The 22,069-nt window shown below is 45.6% G+C and carries 23 protein-coding genes and 1 pseudogene; 21 read left to right on the top strand and 3 right to left on the bottom strand.

Annotated features, from left to right (window positions below; genetic code table 11):
* Nucleotides 1-7 precede the first annotated feature (7 nt).
* The 4 genes from ectB (at nucleotide 8) to Q7C_RS01645 (ending at nucleotide 4,157) form a co-directional block, all read left to right on the top strand.
* The gene (gene ectB / locus Q7C_RS01660) at nucleotides 8-1,336 is read left to right on the top strand and encodes a diaminobutyrate--2-oxoglutarate transaminase (protein ID WP_014702972.1); all 1,329 of its coding nucleotides are present in this window, start codon (nucleotides 8-10) and stop codon (nucleotides 1,334-1,336) included.
* A gap of 66 nt (nucleotides 1,337-1,402) precedes the next feature.
* Nucleotides 1,403-1,807 carry an ectoine synthase gene (locus Q7C_RS01655; RefSeq protein WP_041366370.1) on the top strand — a complete coding sequence of 135 codons (405 nt, stop codon included), beginning with the start codon at nucleotides 1,403-1,405 and terminating at the stop codon, nucleotides 1,805-1,807.
* A gap of 38 nt (nucleotides 1,808-1,845) precedes the next feature.
* Nucleotides 1,846-3,288 carry an aspartate kinase gene (locus tag Q7C_RS01650; protein WP_014702970.1) on the top strand — a complete coding sequence of 481 codons (1,443 nt, stop codon included), beginning with the start codon at nucleotides 1,846-1,848 and terminating at the stop codon, nucleotides 3,286-3,288.
* The gene (locus Q7C_RS01645) at nucleotides 3,273-4,157 is read left to right on the top strand and encodes a TPR end-of-group domain-containing protein (RefSeq protein WP_014702969.1); all 885 of its coding nucleotides are present in this window, start codon (nucleotides 3,273-3,275) and stop codon (nucleotides 4,155-4,157) included. The genes Q7C_RS01650 and Q7C_RS01645 overlap by 16 nt, the downstream gene beginning before the upstream one ends.
* Here the strand turns inward: Q7C_RS01645 and Q7C_RS01640 are convergent.
* Entirely contained in the window at nucleotides 4,154-4,690 is a 537-nt protein-coding gene (locus Q7C_RS01640) for a chalcone isomerase family protein (RefSeq protein ID WP_014702968.1), read from the bottom strand. The genes Q7C_RS01645 and Q7C_RS01640 overlap by 4 nt on opposite strands.
* A complete protein-coding gene (locus tag Q7C_RS01635; protein WP_050954373.1) occupies nucleotides 4,687-5,232 on the bottom strand; it encodes a nuclear transport factor 2 family protein in 546 nt (181 codons plus the stop codon). Before Q7C_RS01635 ends, Q7C_RS01640 begins: the two co-directional genes overlap by 4 nt.
* Before the next feature lie 141 nt (nucleotides 5,233-5,373).
* Here Q7C_RS01635 and Q7C_RS01630 point away from each other — a divergent pair, with 141 nt between their 5' ends.
* From Q7C_RS01630 to Q7C_RS01595, 8 genes are read left to right on the top strand one after another with little or no spacing between them, the layout of a single operon-like run.
* Nucleotides 5,374-6,294, top strand: coding sequence for an acyl-CoA desaturase (locus Q7C_RS01630; RefSeq protein ID WP_014702966.1), 921 nt, complete (start codon nucleotides 5,374-5,376; stop codon nucleotides 6,292-6,294).
* Complete coding sequence (locus Q7C_RS01625; RefSeq protein WP_014702965.1) at nucleotides 6,291-7,553, top strand: NAD(P)/FAD-dependent oxidoreductase; 1,263 nt, start codon at nucleotides 6,291-6,293, stop codon at nucleotides 7,551-7,553. Before Q7C_RS01630 ends, Q7C_RS01625 begins: the two co-directional genes overlap by 4 nt.
* A complete protein-coding gene (locus tag Q7C_RS01620) occupies nucleotides 7,543-8,349 on the top strand; it encodes a DUF1365 domain-containing protein (RefSeq protein WP_014702964.1) in 807 nt (268 codons plus the stop codon). The genes Q7C_RS01625 and Q7C_RS01620 overlap by 11 nt, the downstream gene beginning before the upstream one ends.
* Complete coding sequence (locus tag Q7C_RS01615; protein WP_014702963.1) at nucleotides 8,321-9,574, top strand: SAM-dependent methyltransferase; 1,254 nt, start codon at nucleotides 8,321-8,323, stop codon at nucleotides 9,572-9,574. The genes Q7C_RS01620 and Q7C_RS01615 overlap by 29 nt, the downstream gene beginning before the upstream one ends.
* Nucleotide 9,575: 1 nt before the next feature.
* Nucleotides 9,576-10,115 carry a DUF2878 domain-containing protein gene (locus Q7C_RS01610; RefSeq protein ID WP_014702962.1) on the top strand — a complete coding sequence of 180 codons (540 nt, stop codon included), beginning with the start codon at nucleotides 9,576-9,578 and terminating at the stop codon, nucleotides 10,113-10,115.
* Nucleotides 10,102-10,875 (top strand): DUF1295 domain-containing protein, encoded by a 774-nt coding sequence (locus tag Q7C_RS01605; protein WP_014702961.1) that lies wholly within the window; start codon nucleotides 10,102-10,104, stop codon nucleotides 10,873-10,875. Before Q7C_RS01610 ends, Q7C_RS01605 begins: the two co-directional genes overlap by 14 nt.
* Nucleotides 10,862-11,896, top strand: a complete 1,035-nt coding sequence (locus Q7C_RS01600) for an SAM-dependent methyltransferase (RefSeq protein ID WP_014702960.1) — start codon at nucleotides 10,862-10,864, stop codon at nucleotides 11,894-11,896. The genes Q7C_RS01605 and Q7C_RS01600 overlap by 14 nt, the downstream gene beginning before the upstream one ends.
* Before the next feature lie 2 nt (nucleotides 11,897-11,898).
* Nucleotides 11,899-13,197 (top strand): sensor histidine kinase, encoded by a 1,299-nt coding sequence (locus tag Q7C_RS01595; protein ID WP_014702959.1) that lies wholly within the window; start codon nucleotides 11,899-11,901, stop codon nucleotides 13,195-13,197.
* Between the two features lies 1 nt (nucleotide 13,198).
* Here the strand turns inward: Q7C_RS01595 and Q7C_RS01590 are convergent, their stop codons facing one another.
* Nucleotides 13,199-13,897 (bottom strand): response regulator transcription factor, encoded by a 699-nt coding sequence (locus Q7C_RS01590; RefSeq protein ID WP_014702958.1) that lies wholly within the window; start codon nucleotides 13,895-13,897, stop codon nucleotides 13,199-13,201.
* 150 nt (nucleotides 13,898-14,047) lie between these two features.
* Between Q7C_RS01590 and Q7C_RS13445 the strand changes: the two genes are divergently transcribed.
* The 9 genes and pseudogenes from Q7C_RS13445 (at nucleotide 14,048) to Q7C_RS01545 (ending at nucleotide 21,922) form a co-directional block, all read left to right on the top strand.
* A complete protein-coding gene (locus Q7C_RS13445; protein ID WP_014702957.1) occupies nucleotides 14,048-14,269 on the top strand; it encodes a (2Fe-2S)-binding protein in 222 nt (73 codons plus the stop codon).
* A gap of 245 nt (nucleotides 14,270-14,514) precedes the next feature.
* The gene (gene bfr, locus Q7C_RS01585; RefSeq protein ID WP_014702956.1) at nucleotides 14,515-14,994 is read left to right on the top strand and encodes a bacterioferritin; all 480 of its coding nucleotides are present in this window, start codon (nucleotides 14,515-14,517) and stop codon (nucleotides 14,992-14,994) included.
* Nucleotides 14,995-15,145: 151 nt separating this feature from the next.
* Nucleotides 15,146-15,685: a biofilm regulation protein kinase SiaB gene (siaB, locus tag Q7C_RS01580; RefSeq protein ID WP_014702955.1), complete on the top strand. Its 540-nt coding sequence runs from the start codon at nucleotides 15,146-15,148 to the stop codon at nucleotides 15,683-15,685.
* A gap of 14 nt (nucleotides 15,686-15,699) precedes the next feature.
* Entirely contained in the window at nucleotides 15,700-16,080 is a 381-nt protein-coding gene (gene siaC / locus Q7C_RS01575; RefSeq protein ID WP_014702954.1) for a biofilm regulation phosphoprotein SiaC, read from the top strand.
* A gap of 32 nt (nucleotides 16,081-16,112) precedes the next feature.
* Complete coding sequence (gene siaD, locus Q7C_RS01570; protein WP_151194702.1) at nucleotides 16,113-16,934, top strand: biofilm regulation diguanylate cyclase SiaD; 822 nt, start codon at nucleotides 16,113-16,115, stop codon at nucleotides 16,932-16,934.
* Between the two features lie 29 nt (nucleotides 16,935-16,963).
* A complete protein-coding gene (gene siaA / locus Q7C_RS01565) occupies nucleotides 16,964-18,949 on the top strand; it encodes a biofilm regulation protein phosphatase SiaA (RefSeq protein ID WP_014702952.1) in 1,986 nt (661 codons plus the stop codon).
* A gap of 23 nt (nucleotides 18,950-18,972) precedes the next feature.
* The gene (locus Q7C_RS01560) at nucleotides 18,973-19,758 is read left to right on the top strand and encodes a nucleoside-binding outer membrane protein (protein WP_041366364.1); all 786 of its coding nucleotides are present in this window, start codon (nucleotides 18,973-18,975) and stop codon (nucleotides 19,756-19,758) included.
* Between the two features lie 523 nt (nucleotides 19,759-20,281).
* Nucleotides 20,282-20,737 (top strand): nuclease-related domain-containing protein, encoded by a 456-nt coding sequence (locus Q7C_RS01555; protein ID WP_041366362.1) that lies wholly within the window; start codon nucleotides 20,282-20,284, stop codon nucleotides 20,735-20,737.
* 31 nt (nucleotides 20,738-20,768) lie between these two features.
* Nucleotides 20,769-21,922, top strand: a pseudogene (locus Q7C_RS01545) (IS3 family transposase).
* The last annotated feature ends 147 nt before the right edge of the window (nucleotides 21,923-22,069 follow it).

Here is a 22,069-nt window from a genome sequence, read left to right as displayed (position 1 = left end):
GATATCAATGAAAATCTTTGAAGAAATCGAATCCGAAGTCCGATCTTATGCCCGTGCATTCCCCCGTGTATTCGACCGTGCTCAGGGGGAAATTATTTATGATTTGGATGGCAACCAATATATCGATTTTCTGGCGGGGGCCGGCTCTCTGAATTACGGCCATAATCATCCAGTATTCAAAGAAAAATTATTGGAATACATCCAAAACGATGGTATTACGCAAGGGCTTGACTTGCATAGTCGTGCCAAGGGCGAGTTTCTGGAAAGCTTTAATGAGTACATTCTCAAGCCGCGTGATTTGGATTATATCGTGATGTTTACTGGCCCAACTGGGACTAATGCAGTAGAAGCAGCACTGAAAATCGCCCGTAAAAAAACGGGTAGAGAAAATATCATTTCCTTCACTAATGGCTGGCATGGTCAGAGTCTCGGATCACTCTCGGTGACGGGCAACTCTACGCATCGTGGTGGTGCCGGCATTGCGCTGCATGGTTCGACCCGTATTCCCTATGATGGTTACCTTGGTGATGATGTCGATACCACGAATTTACTGGACAAGATGCTATCTGACTCCAGTAGTGGTGTAGATAAACCGGCCGCTGTGATCGTTGAAACAGTTCAAGGTGAGGGTGGTATTAATGCGGCCTCAATGACGTGGTTAAGAAACCTGTCGGACATTTGTAAACGCCATGATGTGTTATTGATCGTTGATGATATTCAGGCGGGTTGTGGTCGAACAGGAGCTTTCTTCAGCTTCGAAGAGGCGGGCATCTATCCTGATATTGTTACCTTATCGAAATCATTAAGTGGCTATGGTTTGCCATTTGCCGTGGTGTTAATGAAGCCAGAAGTCGACCAATGGTCGCCGGGTGAACATAACGGAACATTCCGAGGCAATAACCATGCTTTCGTAACAGCCAAAGCTGCGATTGATCATTTCTGGAAAGATGACACATTTGCCAAAGATGTGCAGCGTAAAGGCTGGTTAATTGCTGAGCGTGTGGATGAGATTGTTGCCAAATACGGTGAAGGTAATTTCAATTCTCATGGCCGCGGCATGTTCCGGGGCATTAACTGTGTCAGTGGTGAACTGGCTGGACAAATTACCCGTAAATGCTTCCAGAAAGGATTGATCATTGAGACCAGTGGCGCCGATGACCATGTGGTGAAGTTTTTATGCCCACTGACGATTTCTGATGAAAATTTAAACAAAGGTATCGATATTCTGGAGCAGGCAATTAAGGAAGTTTGTGCCAAAGCCGACGAAATTCCGGAAGAAAAAGACTTTTTTGAAGGGGAATATTCGGTCAGCGAAGAAGCCGGCAAAACCCATTAATCAGCAAATTTTCTACTGGTGGCAGCGTTTGCCACCAGTTTGTCTCTCAGTATTTCAGGAGTCATTATGATTGTCAGACAATTACAGGAAGCAGAAAAATCAAATCGGCGCATTGTCTCGCCAGATGGTAACTGGGAAAGCACGCGCATGCTGCTTAAAGAGGACGGCATGGGTTATTCGTTTCATGTCACGACGATTTATGCCGGTGCTGACTTTCGGATGCATTACCAAAACCATTTAGAGTCGGTCTATTGCGTAAGTGGCGAAGGCGAAGTGGAAACACTGGATGATGGTAAAAAATATGCAATTACGCCAGGCACGCTTTATAACCTCAACCTGCATGACAAACATATTTTGCGGGCATTCAAGGAGCTTAAACTGGTTTGTGTCTTCAACCCGCCGTTAAATGGCACTGAAGTACACAATGCAGAAGGCGCCTATGAACTGGACGCGGATACCATAACTGAATAAACAGGAGGATTGTTGCCCGGCAAGGGCACGCACCCCATATGACTTTTCATACTGTTGAAAAAATTGGTGGCACATCCATGAGTGATTATGTCGCAGTTCGTGACAATATCATTCTTAAACCAGTGCATGGTGAAGACTTGTTTCAACGCATTTTTGTGGTTTCCGCCTACGGCGGTATTACCAATATGCTGCTTGAACACAAAAAAAACGGCCATGCTGGTGTTTATGCTGAGTTTGCTAACAGTGTTAATGAAGATAACTGGCAGGAGGCCATGCAATCGCTTCGTACTGAAATTCTCAGCATTAATAAGCAACTGTTTGGTGAGGCCAAACTTGCCGATGAGGCCGATGAGTTTATTTGTGAACGTCTGGATGATGCAGAACGGGTACTCGCGGATCTGCAGCGGTTATGCCAGCATGGCCATTTTGAACTAGATCAACACTTGTCTACGGTCAGAGAAATGCTCGCCAGTATCGGTGAAGCACATAGCGCCTGGAATACCGCACAGCTTTTGAAGAAAGACGGAATCAATGCGGTTTTTGTAGACCTGACTGGTTGGCAAACAGATAAGCACATGGCTTTGGATACGCGAATCGAAAAAGCCTTTGCCGACATTGATCTCAGTTCGCAATTACCGATTGTGACCGGTTACGCGCACAGCGCTGATGGCCTGATGTCAACTTTTGATCGGGGTTACAGCGAAATGACGTTTAGCCGAATTGCGGTTTTGACGGAGGCCAGCGAGGCAATCATTCATAAAGAATTTCACCTGAGTAGTGCCGATCCGCGTCTGGTAGGCGAAGAAAATGCCGTGCCAATTGGCCGTACCAATTATGATGTCGCGGATCAACTTGCTAATTTAGGGATGGAAGCCATTCATCCCAAAGCGGCGAAAGGTCTCCGGCAAAACGATATTCCATTGCGTGTTCGCAATACTTTTGAACCCGAGCATGCGGGTACACTGATTACTGGCAGTTATGTCAGCAGTAAACCTTGCGTTGAGATTATTGCTGGCTGTAAAGGGGTCTTTGCCTTTGAAGTATTTGATCAGGACATGGCCGGTAACCTGCATCGCTATGACACCGAAATTTTGGCGATGATACGTCGCTTTAGAGCGCATATTATCTCCAAAGACATTAATGCCAATACCATTACGCATTATTTATCAGCCAGCTTGAAAACCATTCGTCGGATTCGTGATGCTTTGCATGAAGTATTCCCCGAAGCGGAAATTAATCAGCAAAAAGTGTCTATCGTCTCTGCGATCGGTAGCGATATGAAAATTCCGGGTATTTTGGCGAAAACAGTCTCGGCTCTTGCTGAAAAAAATATCAGTGTGTTGGCGATGCACCAGTCTATGCGACAGGTGGATATGCAGTTTATTATTGATGAAGATGATTATGATGCTGCTATCAAAAGCCTGCATAGTCATCTTGTTGAGATCCACGATCACGGCAGGGCAATATGTTTGGCAGGTTAACCCTTGTTTTGTTATTACTCTGTCCGCTATGCGTAGGAGCAGAGACCGACGAAACGCTACCAGCGGACTTTGAACAGCAAGTAGAAACGCTTGATGCACCTGTCTACTCGCCGTTTATCGAACGTTACGTTTTGGATGAATTGAAACAGCTGCGTACAGAGATGGCGGCGCAACGTCATGAAATGACGCAGCAGATTGTTGACCGCGAAATTAATGCCGTGGATAAGGCAGTCAGCTATGCCACCAATACGGTGACCTATTTTTTCTATCTGATTGCCGGCGCCACGTCAATTCTGGTTTTAGTAGGTTGGACTTCGATACGTGAGATTCGTGAACGCGTGCATTCGCTCGCTGATGAAGAAATTTCTAAACTGGTTAGTGAGTATGAGCGTCGTCTGCATGCGATTGAGCAGCAGCTTAACCAGAAAACCCAACATATTGAAGAAAACCGCGAAGAAATCGAACGAACTCAGGGGCTGCAATCCTTATGGCTACGGGCAGCACAGGAAAATAGCGCTGCACATAAAATTGGTATTTACGATCAAATTTTGAAGATTAAACGCGATGACGTAGAGGCGCTAACTTATAAAGCAGATGCAGTGCTGGAACTGGGAGAACCGCAATGGGCATCAAATTTGTGCCATCAAGCCCTACTTGTTGATCCGGAAAATAGTCATGCTTTCTACCAATTGGCCTGTGCGCATACGGGAATGGAGCAGTACGAAGAAGCGATACATTATTTATCGGAAGCCATCCAGCGTAGCGAAAGTTATCGAGATGAAATCACCAACGATAAGGCCTTAGCAGCGCTTCAATCTCATCCGGGAGTGCAAAAATTAATCAATCCGAATTCGGCGACGGCAGATTAATCAGGCAGCAAGTTGTTTTTTAAACGGGTACTAAATGGTTTGTCACCAAACCAGATACGGAAATAAACATCGGCAAGTTGGGCAGAATCACTCTGGCTTAGCAGGCGATCATTTTTTTTCAATATCAAGCCAGTTTGTTCGGACCAGCCAATATCGTATCTTTCCCCATCTGAAATGGCTTCATAATTGGCGTTAAAAGCACTCAGTGATGCGGCAATTTGGGCAAACTTATCAGCATCACTGTTACGTCGAATAAGTGTTTCTGATGAATCAATAAAGTCTTCAGCATCAAAACTACGTGCATAACGAAAGCTGAGATAAACCGGTTGATCAGTCAGCGACTCCGCACTCAGTGACTGGCAATCTAATGCATATAAAGCCACCTCGCCCAAATCAAACAGCATTTTCTTCATTGGTGAACTGGCGCAGAGGCTGAGCGTATCCTGTTGCAAAGTGATGGTTGGTTGGAAGGCCACTGCCTGTACGGGGAGCATCAGGGGCAGAATAAGCGAAAAGGGTAACCACTTTTTCATAACCGATTCCTGATTGCCCGAACCCAAAAGCCAACCACAGGAAGATGCTGGTAAAACGCATCCGCACCGTCCCAGAAATCCTGATGTACAATAATCTGTCCTGCCTCGTTAAAGCGAAGGTGTGACATGCCAACAGAATGACTATCAATAGTTTTACCCAGTACCTTAAATTGCATCGTCATCGTCCATCGAACGTAAACATCTTCATCGCTTTGCACAACGTCTTCGAGGGTGACTTCAAACTTTGTCACTGCCCTGCCGGTTTTACTTAGGTAGTCCTTAAGTGAGGCACTGTCTGTGATGGTTTTAAAGGTGTCGTTGAAATAGAATTGTTTAGCGTAGCTTTCATCTATTGCCGCATGCAGGTCGGCAGACTGCAGATTGTTAAACACATTGCGGAATAACTGATCGGCATTGTCAGGCGCTGGCGCACTGTTGGTCTTACTCAAAGCATTTTGATAAGCGGTGTAATACATAGCATGATGACCTCCGGAGCAGGCGGTAAGCGTAAACAACGCCAATACCAACCAAAATAATTTCATCTTAGCGACATCCTGACCTGAAAAGTTATTTCATTTGAACGTGTTAATCGTGAAATTGCGGTGAAAATCAAGACAGGGATGCTTTCACACGTAATTCACGGTAAGCAACGTACTTTGACTTCACGCATTATGGATTCTTTCATGAAAGCAATTATTCAATGGTTTGATAGTCAAGCTGAGTCGCCGTTACCAGGTGATTCGAAAAAAATTGACTGGCTCAGAGTGGTGCCTTTTATTGCCTTACATTTGGCCTGTTTTGCGGTGTTTTGGGTCGGTGTTTCTTTGTCTGCGGTACTGGTTGCTTTGTTGCTCTATCTTTTACGGATGTTTGCCATCACGGCTTTTTATCATCGTTTTTTTTCTCACAAAGCATTTAAGACTTCGCGAATTGTGCAATTCATCTTTGCGCTAATTGGTGCCAGCGCCACACAACGTGGTCCGATATGGTGGGCAGCGCATCACCGTCAACATCATCGTCATGCTGATCAGCCTGAAGATCCGCATTCGCCCAATGAAGGTTTGTTTTGGAGTCATATGGGTTGGTTTTTAGCAGATCAACACTTTACTGCAGATACCACGCTGGTGCCTGATTTGATGCGATACCCGGAACTGCGCTGGTTAGATCGTTTCGATATCGTTGTGCCGGTTTTACTGGCAGCAGGATTGTTTGTTTTTGGAGCGGTTCTGGGCAAATATTTTCCAGCAACGCAAACCAGCGGTGCTCAAATGCTGGTCTGGGGCTATTTCATTTCAACCGTGCTGATGCTGCATGCGACCTTGGCCATTAATTCTTTGGCTCATCGGTTTGGTAAAAAACGCTACCAAACACGGGACGACAGTCGAAATAATTTTTGGCTGGCCCTGCTGACCTTAGGCGAAGGCTGGCATAACAACCATCACCATTATCCTGCCTCTGCCAGGCAAGGCTTTTACTGGTGGGAAGTGGATTTCAGTTTTTATTTACTCAAACTCATGGAGAAAACCGGACTCATCTGGGATGTCAAAACCATACCCGAAAGCCGGCGTGAGCAAAGAAAAATATCCCAGCGAGCGATGCCATGAGAGTGGCAGTCGTTGGTGCTGGCATAGCGGGTCTTAGTGCCGCTTATTACTTGAGCCCTCGGCATCAGGTCGAGGTGTTTGAGGCTAATGATTATCTGGGTGGTCATACGGATACGCATGATATTGATTATGCTGATAAAACTTACCGAATCGATACGGGTTTTATTGTTTTTAATAATCAAAACTATCCTAACTTCAGTCGGTTACTCAATACTTTGGATGTTGACAGTCAACCAACCACCATGAGTTTCTCGGTTAGCAATATGGAAACCGGCCTGGAATACAATGCGACTGATTTAAACAGGTTGTTTTGCCAGCGTCGGAATCTGGTCAACCCGCGTTTTTATCGCATGTTGGCTGACATTGTGCGTTTTTATCGTCGCGCCCCAGAGATGCTGACGCGTGATGATGAATCACTGACTTTGGCTATGTATCTTAAGCAGCACCATTACAGCGACATTTTTATTGAGGATCATTTATTACCCATGGCCTGTGCGTTGTGGTCTGGACCGGGCCGGTCGATTCGTGACTTTCCGGCACGTTATTTCATTGAGTTTTTACACAATCACCAAATGCTGAATTTGTGGAAACGACCGCAATGGCGGGTGGTTTCTGGTGGTTCGAATTCGTACGTATCTCAACTCATTGACCGCTGTGATGCTGTCTTCCATAACAATGCTGCGGTTAATGCTATCCATCGTGATGAAACCGGGGTGGCGATTATGGTGGATGGGGAACAGAGACGGTTTGATAAAGTGGTTATTGCCACGCATGCTGATCAAGCGCTGCGAATGTTGGCGAAACCCTCAACCGATGAGGCCGCGGTCCTTGGCAACATCCGTTTTCAGCAAAATGAGATGTTGTTGCACAGTGATCCTTCGGTATTACCCAAAACTACCGCCGCTGTTGCCAGCTGGAATGTCCGTGTTGCCCCGGAGCTGGCTCAGCAATGTACGGTCAATTACCATATGAATACGCTGCAAAACCTGGATGCGCCGGTAGATTTTATTGTGTCTTTAAACAGCGACCATTTGGTCAACCCGGATACCGTTTTTTTGAGACGTCGCTACTTTCATCCGGTCTATAACCAGGCAACATTGGCTGCTCAAAAAAAATGGCCGCTGCTGGCAGGAAAACAACACACTTATTTTTGTGGTGCCTATTGGGGGTGGGGCTTTCATGAAGATGGTATTAATAGTGCTTTGCGTGTAGTCGATGCGATAAATCAGACTGTTGAGTGGGCTGATAATGCTCGCTGATGGACTCTACAACGGCTGGCTTCGACACCAGCGTTATCTCCCCAAAGCTCACGCTTTTGATTATCCGATAGCGATGTTGCTACTGGACTTGGATAGTTTGCCGGCGCAATTTGCAAAAAGTCGGCTCTGGTCTTTGGAAAAACTAAATTTCATCAGTTTTTATCGTCGAGACTATTTGCGTCATCCGGCCAGAGATCTCAAAACAGCTGTCTGTGAATTAATTAAGCAACGAAGTGGTGAATCCTTTGCAGGTACAATCAAATTACTCAGTCACCCGCGTTATTTAAATGTGATTTTTAATCCCGTCAGCTTTTACTTTTGTTACCAGCAAGAACAATTGCAATATATTGTCGCGGAAATAAACAATACACCGTGGAATGAGCGGCATTGTTACCTTCTTGAAGTGAGTCAATCTCAAAAACAGACACTGTCTTTTCGCTTTGAAAAGCAGTTTCATGTGTCCCCTTTTATGGCCATGAACCAGCATTATGAATGGCGTTTTCTGCTTGAGTCAGATCGACTGCACATTGCGATGGCATTGTTTCAAGACGATCAGCGTCAATTTGACGCGACCCTACAGATGCAACATCAGGCACTGACAGCAAAAGCCATGCGTCGTTTGCCATTGCAGTATCCGATGCAAACATTGCGTGTCATCGTCCGGATTTACTGGCAAGCGTTGCGGCTTTGGTGCAAACGTATTCCCTTCGTTGAACATCCAGGACGGCGTCATCAGGATGGTGCCAGGTCTATGAATGGAGAAACCCATGAATCGTCCGCTCACAAGCAAAGATAAAGCAACCAACACCGATTGGTTGACGAGATTTTATCAACGACTGGTGCACCGGCAGCTTAGTCGAATCCGGCATGGCTGCATTTATTTGCACACGACTGAAAGCGCTTATCAATTTGGTGATAGTGAGGCGGATATAAAGGTGACGCTGACGGTGTATCACCCACGATTTTTTCGCTCTCTGGTACAAGCCGGCAGTATTGGCGTGGCCGAGTCCTATATGGCCGGTGAATGGCATTGCAGTGACTTGACCGGACTGATTCGAATCATGGCGCGTAACCTCGACTTAAGTGATGCGGTCGAACACGGTCCAGCCCGAATTGCTGGCTGGGTACTGCGTGCCTGGCATGATCGAAACCGCAATAATCTCAGGGGCAGCCGTAAAAATATTGCCGCCCATTACGACCTTGGTAATGATTTGTTTTCCCTGTTTCTGGATAAAGACTGGATGATGTATTCATCAGGTTTATACCTACGAAATGAGGACACCTTGGAGCAGGCCCAACATCAGAAGCTGCAACGCTTATGTGACAAGTTAGATCTGCAAGCCAGCGATCATTTGCTGGAAATCGGCACGGGTTGGGGCGGATGTGCTATTTTTGCAGCTAAGCACTATGGTTGTCGGGTGACGACTACAACTATTTCTCAAGCACAGTTTGACTACGTAAATGCACGGATAAAACAAGCCGGTCTGCAAAATCAAGTGACGGTATTGATGCAGGATTACCGTGAGTTAACCGGCGAATATGACAAATTAGTCTCGATTGAGATGGTCGAAGCAGTGGGGCATCACTATCTGGATGATTATTTTGAATGTTGCAGTGCGTTATTAGCAACGGATGGCTTGGCGATCATTCAGGCTATTACGATTGCCGATCATCGTTATGACCAGGCGGTTAAATCAGTCGATTTTATCAAGCGTTATATTTTTCCCGGTAGCTTTATTCCTAGTGTCTGCGTGTTGACCGAATCCGCCGCCGCATCGCGGTTGCGATTAATTAACCTTGAAGATATTGGTCCAAGTTATGCCTTAACACTGGCTGAATGGCGCCACCGATTTATGTCACAACTGGATACGATAAGACGTCAGGGTTATCCAGACGAATTTATTCGTATGTGGGAGTTTTATCTGTGCTACTGCGAGGGGGGCTTTGCGGAGCGCACCATTGGTGATGTGCAGTTGTTATTTGCCAAGCCCGATAATCGTCGATCGCAGTGGGTAGCCTGATATGGCGCATCGGCAAGTGATCAACTTTGTGCTGTTTCAGATTGGCTGGCTGGGCTGTGTACTGGCTGGCGCCTATCAGCTTAATTGGCTGGCATTGTTGGTCACAATCTTATTTGTCGCAATTCACTTTCGTTTTAGCCATTGTCCTAAAAGTGACAGCAAACTGGTGATTGTTGGTGTACTGACTGGACTAATACTCGATTCACTGTGGTCCGCTACCGGTTTAATGGCCTACGCGTCACAGCAGTGGCCGCCTTTAGCGCCGATTTGGGTGTTGTGTTTATGGTGCGTTTTTGTTCTGACCCTGAATCACTCGTTGTCTTGGTTACGTGAACGAGCCTGGCTGGCGGCGATATGTGCCTTTGTTGCAAGTCCACTGTCTTATCTGGCTGGTCAAAAACTTGGTGCCGTAACGTGGTTAATGCCTATTCCGATGGCACTGGCAGCAGCGTTTAGCTGGGCCGTGGTGTTACCGCTATTATTTAAATTGGCACGGGACTGGCAACAAAAAGAAGTGGAGGCAGCGAATGTTGTGGCTTAGTTTCGCGTTTGCCGTAATTATCATGAGCTTAGGGTGGTTGTGGCAAAAAAAGCGTCAGAATGCGGGTGTGGTAGATGTGTTATGGGCATTTGGCTTATCGATATTGGCACTGTTTTATGCCGTGACAGGAGAGGGCACGCTATGGCTGAAGTGGCTTGCTGGCCTAATGATGTCGATGTGGTATGTTCGGCTTGGCATGCATTTGGCCAAGCGCGTCTTTGGAAGTGAAGAGGAAGGGCGTTATCGATATCTCCGGCAATATTGGGGAACACGTGCAGATACGTACTATTTCTGGTTTTTTCAGTTTCAGGCTTTACTCGTCTGGGCATTCACCTTGCCCATTTACATTATTACAAATAGCCAAACGGCTGATTTCGGCTGGTTTCATGGCCTCGCCGTCATGGTGTTTATCAGCGCCTTTATCGGGGTCACTGCCGCGGATTATCAGTTAAAACGTTTTGTGAATGATCCGACGAATCGTGGTCAGGTTTGCGAAGACGGTCTGTGGTATTACTCTCGACACCCCAATTACTTTTTTGAATGGCTGCACTGGTTCACCTATCCGTTGCTGGCCATTGGCTTGGCAGCGGGGCAATGGCTTTGGTTGGCACCGGTGGTTATGTGGCTGTTTTTGTATTTCATTACGGGTATCCCCTACACCGAAAAACAGGCATTGCGGAGCCGAGGTGAGGCCTACCGAAGCTATCAAAAAACAACCAGTCCATTTATTCCGTGGAGAAAAAAACATGTCGCTGATTAAGCTGGCTGAAAAAGGCGTATTACCAGATCGTCTTATTCGCATGGGAATTCGCTATTTATTACGTCAACGGCTTGCAACGGAGAGCGCCAATGATGTTCAACTAAGCAGTGAGCGTAAAGCGGCATTCATTGATGAGTTAAGGTCAAGCCCGATTGCAATCGAAACCGCCGCCGCGAATGAACAACATTATGAAATACCGGCAGCATTTTACTCGCTGGTATTAGGCAGCCATTTGAAATACAGCGGTTGCTGGTGGCAAAGCAGTGCGTTATCACTGGCGGATGCTGAGCAGGCTATGCTGGAAAAATATGTGGAGCGGGGGCAGTTTCATAACGGTCAAGATATTCTTGAGCTGGGCTGTGGCTGGGGATCATTAACACTGTATCTGGCACAACGCTTTTCCCGTTCCAAAATCACTGCTGTTTCTAACTCGGCATCACAGCGTCGCTTCATTGAGGAGCAGGCCAAAGACAGAGGACTGACCAATATTCGCGTCATAACGGAAGACGTTAATCAATTGACTCTGGGGGCCCAGTTTGATCGCATTGTGTCTATCGAAATGTTTGAGCACATGCGTAATTATCAAAAATTATTTGACAATATTGCCGGCTGGCTGCGCGAGGATGGCAAATTATTTATTCATATTTTCTGTCACCGGAGTGTTGTTTATCCGTTTGAGACGGAAGGTGAGGATAACTGGATGGGGCGATATTTCTTTACCGGAGGTTTAATGCCATCGGCAGATACCCTGCTGCATTTCCAGAATAAATTAAATATTGAAAAGCAATGGCTGGTCAGTGGTAGCCATTATGAAAAAACAGCCAACGCATGGCTTTCCAATACCGATAAACATGCTTCGCAGATAAGCCAACTCTTTGATGAGATTTATGGGCCACAACAAGGCGAAGTGTGGTTACAACGCTGGCGGCTTTTTTTTATGGCCTGCGCCGAGTTATTTGGTTACCGTAATGGTCAGGAATGGCTGGTCAGTCATTACTTGTTTTCAAAGCCGACTGCCTAACAATGGCTGCATCACAAACCACCCTTAAAGCCAAGTTAATCAAAGTTTTTTTGATTCAGATTGTCTTGATCAGTCTGGTCACGCTGGCTGGTATTTTTGCCGCTAAAGCGACGCTGCAGGATGTGTTGGTCAGAGCTGCACTGGAGGGGGAAGCCGCGCACTTTTGGCAAAAGTACAATCGTGATGCCGATTTCCCTTTACCCGACACCATGAATTTGACGGCATATCTAGCCGAGATTGATGCGCTGGATAACTTGCCTGCACCATTAAAAACTTTGTCTTCAGGTTTGCATCGGGTGGATTTTCAGAGTGAGCAGCCGATTATCTATGTTGATGAACAAAATGGACAACGACTGTATCTGGTCTTTGATGAAGTCAAGGTCTCCAGGCTTGCACTAGTATTTGGCATTTTGCCGCTGGCACTGGTTTTGGTCGTGCTGTATTTATTGGCCTGGATTGCCTATCGACAAAGTCACAAGGCCATATCGCCAATTGTGCAATTGTCTCGTGCGGTTGAGCAGATGGATTTTCATGATGGCCAGCTGCCTAAGTTGGAATTAAGTGAGATTCGACGTATTCCTGATGAAGAGGTCAGCAGTCTGGTTAGAGCACTGGATCATTTCACCAGTCGATTAGAGTCATTTGTCGAACGAGAACGCAATTTTACCCGGGATGTCAGTCATGAGCTGCGGACACCAATCGCCGTGATTCGCGGTGCGTTGGAGCTGGTTGAGCGTAAATACGGTGACGCCGGCAGTGCTGAGATTCATCGGATGTACCGCACCTTGTATGACATGGAGTCTTTGATTGAAACGCTGTTGCTGTTAGCACGTGATCAAGAGTATGCCTTACATATTGAACAGATTAACGTTAACGATCTGATTGCCAGAGAACTGGATAATCTGCAGATCGTGCATAAAGATAAGCCGGTGAGTATTCATGTTGAAGAGTCCGGTTTGCTTCAGGTTCGAGCGCCTGAAAGGGTTTTGCCGATTTTGATTGGTAATTTGCTGCGTAATGCCTTTAACTACACTTTGAAGGGCAGCATTACAATACGAATTAGTGCAGAAGGCTTCGTGATTTCCGATAGTGGCATCGGCATGGATAAAGCCCAGTTAAATCAGGTTTTCACTCCGTTTTTTCGTGGACCAGACAATCAGGTGGCTGGTCATGGCGTCGGCATGACTATCGTCAAACGGTTATGCAACCGATATGACTGGCGCTTACGGTTATCGAGCAAAATCGGCGAAGGTACCGAAGTTGGGATCGAATTCCCGAAAGCACAACGTAAAATAAACTGAATTACAGATCCGATGCGCTACAGATTTTGTAGCCAACGCCCGGAATGGTATGCATTAGTGGTGATGCGAACGGTTTGTCGATACTTTTGCGCAGATTATATAAATGACTGCGTAAAGTATCGCTATCGGGTGTATCTTCTCCCCATACTTCGGTTTCCAGCTGTTCCCGGGTTACTAATTTTGGGGATTCCCGCATCAATATTCGCAAAATCTGTAACGTAATACGAGACAGTTTTATGGGGGCGTCACCACGTGTGACACGCATGGTTTGCAAATCAAAGCATAAATCATCGACTTGCAATTGTCCCCCTTCAAGTTCTCCCCGTTGTCGACGAATCATTGCAATCAGCCGTACTTCCAGCTCGCGTAACTCAAATGGCTTGATCAGATAGTCATCGGCGCCGGCATCAAAGCCATCGACCTTGTCATTAAGCGTATCGCGCGCGGTCAGCATGATAATTGGCATGTTTTTATGGGCTTCTTGTCGCAAACGGCGACATACCTCAAAGCCGTCCAGTCCAGGTAACATAATATCCAGCACAATGGCATCGTAATGGTTATCCGCACAGAGCTGTAAAGCACTGATGCCATCCGTGGCAAAATCAACCACAAAACCACCAGATTCGAGATAATCACCGATATTTGCAGCTAAATCTCGATGATCTTCAACAATTAATATCGTCGCTGAGGGGACTTGCATAGTGTCTGTATCCTGAAGAGGTTGTTTGTCAAATTACGATGATTAATGGTGACTTTCAAGTGATTGCATTCGTTAAAGATAAGCTGGTAATAAATTGACTAAAATAATAACAATCATTATCATTTAGTTTAAGTTACTTAGGCTTTTTCTATGATCATTTGTGTTTGCCACAACGTAAACGTCAGCAAGATAAAATCTGCCATTGATTGTGGCGCAGATACCGTTGATCGTATCCGTGAAGAAACCCTTGCTTCAACTTGTTGCGGTAAATGTCTTTTCAAAGTGAATCGAGTGTTGCAACAACATGCGCCTGCAGAAAATAGCACTTTTACTGAGCAGCAATGCGCAGTAAAAACCGCAATACGCTCCTGATTTTACTCTTATCTACTTGATTTACCGCTGTTTAAAGCGGACTTTCTCTTTAATAAACTTCTTTTAGTCTTACCCTCCTGAGCTGGCAAGCAGCCAGTTAAACTTGATATCGAAAATCAGTCCGTTTTTTAAGGCCTATTCGATATGAGAATTATTATCATTGCCTTTAAATATCAATAACTTAGCTTTGACATTTGCAGCAAAATAGCGATAATTGTCGTGTCAGATGTTAGAGGGAAACCGTCATGAAAGGTGACACAAAAGTTATTGAGATTTTAAACAAGGTGTTAGGAAACGAACTGATCGCGATAAATCAGTATTTTCTGCATGCCAAAATATACAAGGATTGGGGGCTGAAAAACCTTTATGAGCATGAATATCATGAATCCATCGATGAAATGAAGCATGCGGATATGCTGACCGAGCGTATTTTATTTCTTGAGGGGCTGCCCAATCTGCAAGATCTCGGCGCGTTGCGCATTGGGGAAAACACACGGGAGATGCTTGAAGCCGATCTTTCCTTAGAGCTGGATGCGATCCCTGATTTGAAAGCAGGGATCCAGTATTGTGAACAGACGGGTGATTATGTCAGTCGTGATCTGATGAAACATATTCTGGAGTCCGAAGAAGAACATGTCGATTGGTTAGAAACGCAGTTAGGATTAATTGACAAAATGGGTATTGAAAACTTTCATCAGGCACAAATCGTCAAAGAAGCAGAATAACAAAAAGTTTACAAACCTAGGCCATTTGAATCCCGAACTCTGGTTCGGGATTTTTTTTGTCTATCATCTCAGAAAATACCAAGCGAGTAGGTTGCTAAGATTTGAATGTTGTATAGTAGTTCGGAGTTTACCCACCCAATCAGGATGCATAATGCAATCGATTAATCTGTTGACATTACGGCAGGAGTTAAACGAAAAAAATATCCTGCTGTGTTTTAACGGCCCCATATCCAGCGGCCTGATTCAAGAGCTTGGCGACGCGTTAAAAAACCATTTGCATACGGAAGCGACGGAGCCAACTCTGGCCATGGATGTATTTGGCGTCTATATCGAACTGACCCAAAATATTCGTCATTACGCGCAGGAGCAGGGCTACTCCGAATTGTTAAGCTCTGCCACGGTTGTCGTTGCGCATAATGGTACTGGTTATCAAGTGATGGCGGGCAATATTATCGAGCCAGAAGACGGACAAACAATGGTGCGACAAATCGAATCCTTATCAACTCTAGATAAAGTCGAACTGAAAGCGGCTTTCAAAAAGCAGCTGCGAATGCCGCGTGATAAAACGACCCGATCAGGAGCAGGACTTGGCCTTATCGACATTAGCCGAAAATCTTCAGCGCCCTTGTCATGCTCCTTAAATGATGCCGGTCAGGGCAAGGCTTTTTTAAGTATACTGGCAACAATCTGACGCTAAGAACAGTTATGAATTTGCAAACATTAAGTTTAGAACAAACTAAAAATACACCCCATGTCCTGGCTGAACCGGATACGGGCAAATTTGTTATTGAAGGCGACTCTTACCCTGAAAACTCGTACGAGTTTTTTACGCCGGTGTTTGATTGGGTAGAGCAGTTTCTGAATGAGTCGGATCGCGTCCTGATGATGCAACTACAGATCGCTTATATGAACACCAGTAGTGTTAAAGCGATGATGGATCTGTTTGATATGATGGAAGAGGCTTATACGGAAGGTAAACAAATGGAAGTGGTTTGGTTTTACGATCCGTTGAATGAGCGCGTGGTCGAAATGGTTGAAGAATTTATGGAAGACTGCAGCTTTCCTTTCAGAATACAAGCCAGATAATAGCGCGTAACAACCAAATTGGCAGGTCAGTTTTGACAAAACAATCTTCTGCAAAATTAATGCCTCAAGATCCGGAAATTGAGCGGATTCTTCAAGATCCGAAACTCAATGATAATCCGCTGATGCCGGTGGTGAAACGGTTATACGACGAAACGCAGGAACACAAGCGACAGTTGCAAAAACTTATGCGTATTTCCGATGCGTTTGACGGCCTGACATTTCAAGAAAATAGTGAGTTGCGTGAGCAGTTTGGCAAGCAACTCCGCCGCCTGCAAAAAATTGCTCGTATCTCTGATATGTATCAGAAAAATATGGTTGATATGAATGAGCAACTTGAATACCACGCGCAACATGATTTGCTCACGGATCTGCCTAACCGGCGTTTTGCCATCAATCGTTTAAAAGAACTGGAAGCGATTTACCAACGTAAACAGACGCCTTTTTGCTTGGCACTGATTGATATTGATCATTTTAAAGCGATTAATGACAAGTTCGGTCATGAGCTCGGCGACATGGTACTGAAAGTCGTTGCGAAAGTTCTCAAAAAAGGCGCCAGAAAAACAGATGTTTGCAGTCGCTGGGGCGGTGAGGAGTTTCTACTGATTGTGCCAGATCTGGCACTGGAATCGGCTGAGCAAATGGTAGAGCGTATTTTACATGAGGTTCGCGCTATTCCATGGCAAACACACTTACCGGGGAATAACCTTGATTTCACAGTCATAAACGAGATTACTTTCAGTGCCGGGATGACGGTTTTCCAGACCAATGAAAGCTTTGATGAAACCATCAAACGTGCTGATGATGCCTTATATCAGGCCAAGCAGGCTGGTCGTAACTGTATTCGAATTGCCTGAAGCATGCAGGCGCGGGAGACACCGAAAACATGGCATTGTTGAAAATGGGGCTGCGCAATAAGGCGCTGACGGCACTCATTCTGGTGCTATTGATTATTCTTTTGCCAGCAAGTCTGATTACCTGGCAGGTTTTTCAGCAAGTGCACAAAGATCTGGCCATTAATTATGCTGAAAATCTGGCGGAACTGAATCGTTATAAAATTCGGGCACCAGTCAGTCGGGAGCTGCTGTTAAGTCAGCAGTTTGCGCGTGCCAGCGTTACTCGAGACTGGTTTGCCGAAGAAACTAACCAAAATAAGGCCGCCGCCTTTTTTATGGAAGCTAATTCCTATCGGCAGAGTTTTGATGAGCAAGCGTATTTTGCGATTCATGCACAGAGCAAAAACTATTATTTTGATGATAGTGGTGAAATGACTGCCCAAACGCCAAGCTATCAGCTGTCCTCAGACAAGCTTGATGATGGCTGGTTTTTTAACATCATGGCCAGTGATGAAAAATACAGTATTAATGTCAACCCAGATCAACAACTGGGCACCACCCGAGTTTGGTTTAATGTACCGGTTTTTGCTGAAGGACAAAAACTTGGCCTGGTCGGGACCGGGCTTGACCTAACCCGCTTCATAAGCCAATTGCTGCAAAGTGAGGCCGGGGTGACGACGATGGCGGTAGATACGGAGGGGTTTATTCAGGCCCATCCTGATGCATCGTTAATTGCTTATGGTAGCGGGGCGGGACTGGATAACCAGGGTAAGCAACTGTCCGATCTGGTCTCGTTAGCCGATCAGGCGACGGTGTCAGAGTTACTTAACCAGCGAAACACAGAAACGGTTCAACTGGTCGATGTCGATGTTGACGGTACGCCCCATTTGTTGGTGATGACCTTTATTGCCGAACTGGACTGGTATGTTGCGTCATTAATCAATCTGGATGTTGCTGAAGTGGTGAGTGGCAAATGGTGGTATACCATCTTACTGGGGGTGGGCGCTGTTATTTTACTGATTATCCTTGCCTTAGCCGTTTCGGTGCAGCGTATCTTGATTCAGCCACTCAGCAAGTTGCAAAGCTCTGCTAATGCGCTGGCTCAAGGACAGTATGACGTCAATCTTCCTGCGCAAACCAGTGATGAGATTGGTGACTTGTCTCGTGCCTTTTCGCAAATGATACAAACTATTCAATCGCACACCCATGAGCTTGAATCAAAGGTGCAGGAACGCACACGCGACTTGCAAGAGAGCAGTCGCGAGATTGCCTTAATCAATAAAATGGTTAATGACTCGATTGATTATGCCCGGTTGATACAACAAGCCATTCTGCCGGACATGACCATGCAGCGAAATCTGTCTGGCCAGTGTTGCATTGTCTGGCTGCCGCGCGACACCGTCGGGGGCGACTTCTATGTGTATCATCAAGCTGGCAAACAACAGCTGCTAGGATTAGTAGATTGTGCTGGACATGGTGTGCCTGGTGCTTTAATGACCATGCTGGCAAGAGCAGCCCTGGATCATGCGATTCGTGAACATGGCTTACAATCACCGGCGGCCTTGTTACAGAAAATGGATGAGGTGCTTAGAGGTATGCTGTTGGATCTTGAACTGCCAAGGGGGCTCGCTACCAATATGGATGCCGGATTGGTGGTCATGGATAGCCAAGACCAGAAAGTGACGTTTTCGGGTGCTAAATTATCGCTTTACGCTTGGAATGGGCAGGCGTTGACAGAATACAAAGGGGCACGTCGTCAATTAGTGGGCCGAAAGCCACATATTTTTACTGATACCGTGCTAACAGATTGTCAGGGGCTGAATTTTTATCTGACAACGGATGGCTATCTGGATCAGCCGGGTGGTGATAATGGCTACGGGCTACGCTTTAAAGATTTTGAAGCGGCAATTCGTTCTGCTAATAGCTATCCGCTGGCCGAGCAAGGTGAGGCGATTCGACATTTTCTTGATAGTTGGAAGGCCGATGCTTACGCTCAACGAGATGATATTTGTGTGATTGGTTTTTGTCTGTCATAGAAAGAGGCCGAGATAACGGTTTTATGAAATACACCGCGCTACTCTTACTCATGATATTAATGTCGCCCGGCAGGGTGATGGCGCTGGATTGGTCAGTGACGGAGTTGCAGTGGCAACGTGGTGCGCTGAAAAGCCCGGGGTTTGCTGGTGGCGTAAAAAGTCAGACCGATATTCTGACTTTACAGCACGCAAGTGGCTGGCAATATGGCGAACATTTTTTCTTTGCTGATTACCTCAATGATGACCGGGATGACGGTTTCAATGATAACGATCTGTATCTTGAATACTACGGTGCCTTGAGTCTGAGCAAAATGTCGGGTCGTGATTTGACGCTCGGATGGTTAAAAGATGTCAGCATCATTGGTGGTATTAACTACGCCCGAGAAGCAAAGGTGTTGAAGTATTTGCCAGGCCTTCGTTTTTCATGGCGTTTGCCGGGGTTTCATTTTTTTAATACTGACATTACGGCCTATATTGATGACAGCAAAGGCCTGCGTAATGGAGGCGCGCCAAAAGAATCTGACAGTTATATGATTGATGTTAACTGGGGGGTGCCTTTTACGTTAGGCCAGCAGCGATTCTCATTTGAAGGGCATATCGAATACATCGGTAGCCGGCATGATGAATTTGGTTCACCGGTCAGGCATTGGATCCTTGCTCAACCCCAGTTTCGTTGGGATATGGGGTATGCCTTATTTAACCGGCAAGACGTTCTGTTTGCCGGTATCGAATACCAATGGTGGCAAAACAAGCTGGGTGATGATAGCGATGAACGTGCTGTCCAAGGGCTGGTTGTCTGGCGTTTTTAACCGCCACACAAAACCCGTTAAACCCAAAAAAATGGTGATATTGATACGTTAAAGTGGTACCGAGGGTGGGAATCGACCCCACACTGAACCACTTGTTAAAACCTTGACAAATAAACTTACTACCAATAAAAACAGTCGCTTATCGGCGTTATTTTAGTTATATATTAACGGTTTATTTTCCAAAATGCTAGTTTTGTGTACCAAGCTATGTACCAGTTTGGGTATCATTTTTGTATCTAGAGTTCTGAAATTACTTGCTAGCACAGCACTGATTAGTTTTAAAAACGTATAAAATTTGGAGATTCTAAATTTACGTTTACAGGGCAGACTTTGTTGTTTTCTTTTAAGCAAAGATTAAAGTCACCATATCTCGATAACTTCAGAATCTTCAGTGTTGAGTCGTTCTTATAGTTGAGATAGAGTTTTTGAGCTATCGTCTTTTGGATGACACCATAAAACAGAATTAATCAAGCTACTGATATTCAAGCACCCGATCATCGGTTAGCGGCTCAATGGACTAAATATGGAAGAGAAAATGGAAATCAAACGCTATCCTGGCGGTCTGGAGTTGCACGAGGAAAGAGCTCTTGACCGGATCTCACGTGCTTTTGTTCAAACAGGCAGTGGTAATGCTGAGCAACAAAACATCCGCTATAGTGGGAACAGTTTAGCAACTGCATTACAAGCAGCTGGTGTTTCGAATATGTTTCCTTGGAAAGGCTATGCTGGCTTTCGATTCGCAGGGAAGAATAAAAAGGGTAAAGACTACGAGGGTGAGTATGACCTCGTCATTATTACTCATCACAATATCCTGGTCATCGAGCTCAAAGATTGGTATGGACAGGTAACTTTTGCAGATGGGCACTGGTATCAAAACGGTAGCGAGCGAGAGAATGCATATATCACTACTCAGCGTAAGAAATTTTTCTTGGAGAATAAACTGGTAAGGCCTGAGAACAGTAGACACTTTTTATGGTAAAAAATGTAACTAAAACCATAAGAGGTCAAACATGGGAACAGGGATCCGATACACGGACGAATTTAAGCAAGAAGCAGTCAATCAAATCACCATTCATGGCTATGAAGTTGCTGACGTCGCCAACCGTCTAGGCGTCAGTACAAAAAGCCTATACAAATGGATGAAGCTCTATTCAAAACCAAGCAAGCAGCGGCAGTCAGAGCAGGATTTACAGGTCGAGGTTGCCCGTCTGAAACGTGAACTTAAACGTGCCCAACAAGAGCGAGACATCCTAAAGGAAGCCGCCGTGTTCTTTGCCAGCGGGTCAAAGAACGCTACCCGTTCGTAAAAGCTCGTAGTCGTTATTATCCGGTACGCTTATTGTGTGGTGCTTTAGGTATTCACCCGAGTGGCTACTATGCTTGGCTAAAGCAGCCCATCAGTTATCGGCAACAACAGGATAAGCGTCTCATCCCCAGTATCAAGCAGTTCTGGCTGGAAAGTGGAGGCCATTATGGCTATCGCAATATATATCTGGATTTGAAAGAGGCCAGAATTAATTGTGGGCGAGACCGAGTATTACGTCTGATGCGAGAAGCGGGTTTAAAAGCACAGCGTGGCTATAAAACACCTAAAGGGTATTACAGTGGCGTTCCAGATATAAAAACAGCGAATCAGCTACAACGCGAATTTGATGTGGAAAAGCCGAATCAGTGGTGGGTGAGCGATATTACCTATATCCACACCCACTAAGGATTCTTGTTTCTGGCAGTCGTGATGGATTTGTATGCTCGAAACATCGTTGGGTGGGCGATGGGGCATCGGATCACCGATGACCTAACCTTGGATGCACTGACCATGGCCTATTGGCGGAGAAAGCCGGGCCAGAGAGTCAGGTTGCACTCTGACCAGGGTTCACAATACACCAGTCGAAGATTCAGAAAGTTACTCGATACTTTGAATATTGAAGCGAGCATGACTCGACGTGGAAACTGTTGGGATAATGCGGTGGCTGAAAGTTTTTTCAGCAATCTGAAGAAAGAAAAAATCAGGCGTAGTATCTACAAAAACAGGGAGGAAGCCAGACAAGCAATATTTCATTACATCGAAATGTTTTACAATCCAACTCGTCGACATACAAGCAATGGTAGAACATCACCTAATGAGTATGAGCGACGGTATTTTCAGAATATGAAAAGTGTCTAGATAAGTCAGGCCTTACCAGACCACTACAGTTTGTAGCTTTCCCCCTCTACCCCCGCATGGTTCTTTATAGAACTCATAGGGAAGGGGGGGGATGGCAGCCTTGCTGTGAAGACTAGAATCTTTATTCGCTCTCTCATGCTGACGTAT

Origin of the sequence: Methylophaga frappieri (assembly GCF_000260965.1) — a bacterium.
Lineage (GTDB): Bacteria > Pseudomonadota > Gammaproteobacteria > Nitrosococcales > Methylophagaceae > Methylophaga > Methylophaga frappieri.
This window is presented reverse-complemented; position numbering and strand designations above follow the sequence as displayed.

Coding starts and splice junctions, on each gene's coding strand:
- siaB (WP_014702955.1), top strand. CDS start 15,146: ATGCAATCGATTAATCTGTTGACATTACGGCAGGAGTTAAACGAAAAA.
- Q7C_RS01605 (WP_014702961.1), top strand. CDS start 10,102: ATGTTGTGGCTTAGTTTCGCGTTTGCCGTAATTATCATGAGCTTAGGG.
- Q7C_RS01595 (WP_014702959.1), top strand. CDS start 11,899: ATGGCTGCATCACAAACCACCCTTAAAGCCAAGTTAATCAAAGTTTTT.
- Q7C_RS01555 (WP_041366362.1), top strand. CDS start 20,282: ATGGAAGAGAAAATGGAAATCAAACGCTATCCTGGCGGTCTGGAGTTG.
- siaC (WP_014702954.1), top strand. CDS start 15,700: ATGAATTTGCAAACATTAAGTTTAGAACAAACTAAAAATACACCCCAT.
- Q7C_RS01650 (WP_014702970.1), top strand. CDS start 1,846: ATGACTTTTCATACTGTTGAAAAAATTGGTGGCACATCCATGAGTGAT.
- Q7C_RS01635 (WP_050954373.1), bottom strand. CDS start 5,232: ATGAAATTATTTTGGTTGGTATTGGCGTTGTTTACGCTTACCGCCTGC.
- Q7C_RS01620 (WP_014702964.1), top strand. CDS start 7,543: ATGCTCGCTGATGGACTCTACAACGGCTGGCTTCGACACCAGCGTTAT.
- ectB (WP_014702972.1), top strand. CDS start 8: ATGAAAATCTTTGAAGAAATCGAATCCGAAGTCCGATCTTATGCCCGT.
- Q7C_RS01645 (WP_014702969.1), top strand. CDS start 3,273: ATGTTTGGCAGGTTAACCCTTGTTTTGTTATTACTCTGTCCGCTATGC.
- Q7C_RS01560 (WP_041366364.1), top strand. CDS start 18,973: ATGAAATACACCGCGCTACTCTTACTCATGATATTAATGTCGCCCGGC.
- Q7C_RS01655 (WP_041366370.1), top strand. CDS start 1,403: ATGATTGTCAGACAATTACAGGAAGCAGAAAAATCAAATCGGCGCATT.
- Q7C_RS01640 (WP_014702968.1), bottom strand. CDS start 4,690: ATGAAAAAGTGGTTACCCTTTTCGCTTATTCTGCCCCTGATGCTCCCC.
- Q7C_RS01610 (WP_014702962.1), top strand. CDS start 9,576: ATGGCGCATCGGCAAGTGATCAACTTTGTGCTGTTTCAGATTGGCTGG.
- siaA (WP_014702952.1), top strand. CDS start 16,964: ATGGCATTGTTGAAAATGGGGCTGCGCAATAAGGCGCTGACGGCACTC.
- Q7C_RS01630 (WP_014702966.1), top strand. CDS start 5,374: ATGAAAGCAATTATTCAATGGTTTGATAGTCAAGCTGAGTCGCCGTTA.
- bfr (WP_014702956.1), top strand. CDS start 14,515: ATGAAAGGTGACACAAAAGTTATTGAGATTTTAAACAAGGTGTTAGGA.
- Q7C_RS01615 (WP_014702963.1), top strand. CDS start 8,321: ATGAATCGTCCGCTCACAAGCAAAGATAAAGCAACCAACACCGATTGG.
- Q7C_RS01625 (WP_014702965.1), top strand. CDS start 6,291: ATGAGAGTGGCAGTCGTTGGTGCTGGCATAGCGGGTCTTAGTGCCGCT.
- Q7C_RS01590 (WP_014702958.1), bottom strand. CDS start 13,897: ATGCAAGTCCCCTCAGCGACGATATTAATTGTTGAAGATCATCGAGAT.
- Q7C_RS01600 (WP_014702960.1), top strand. CDS start 10,862: ATGTCGCTGATTAAGCTGGCTGAAAAAGGCGTATTACCAGATCGTCTT.
- Q7C_RS13445 (WP_014702957.1), top strand. CDS start 14,048: ATGATCATTTGTGTTTGCCACAACGTAAACGTCAGCAAGATAAAATCT.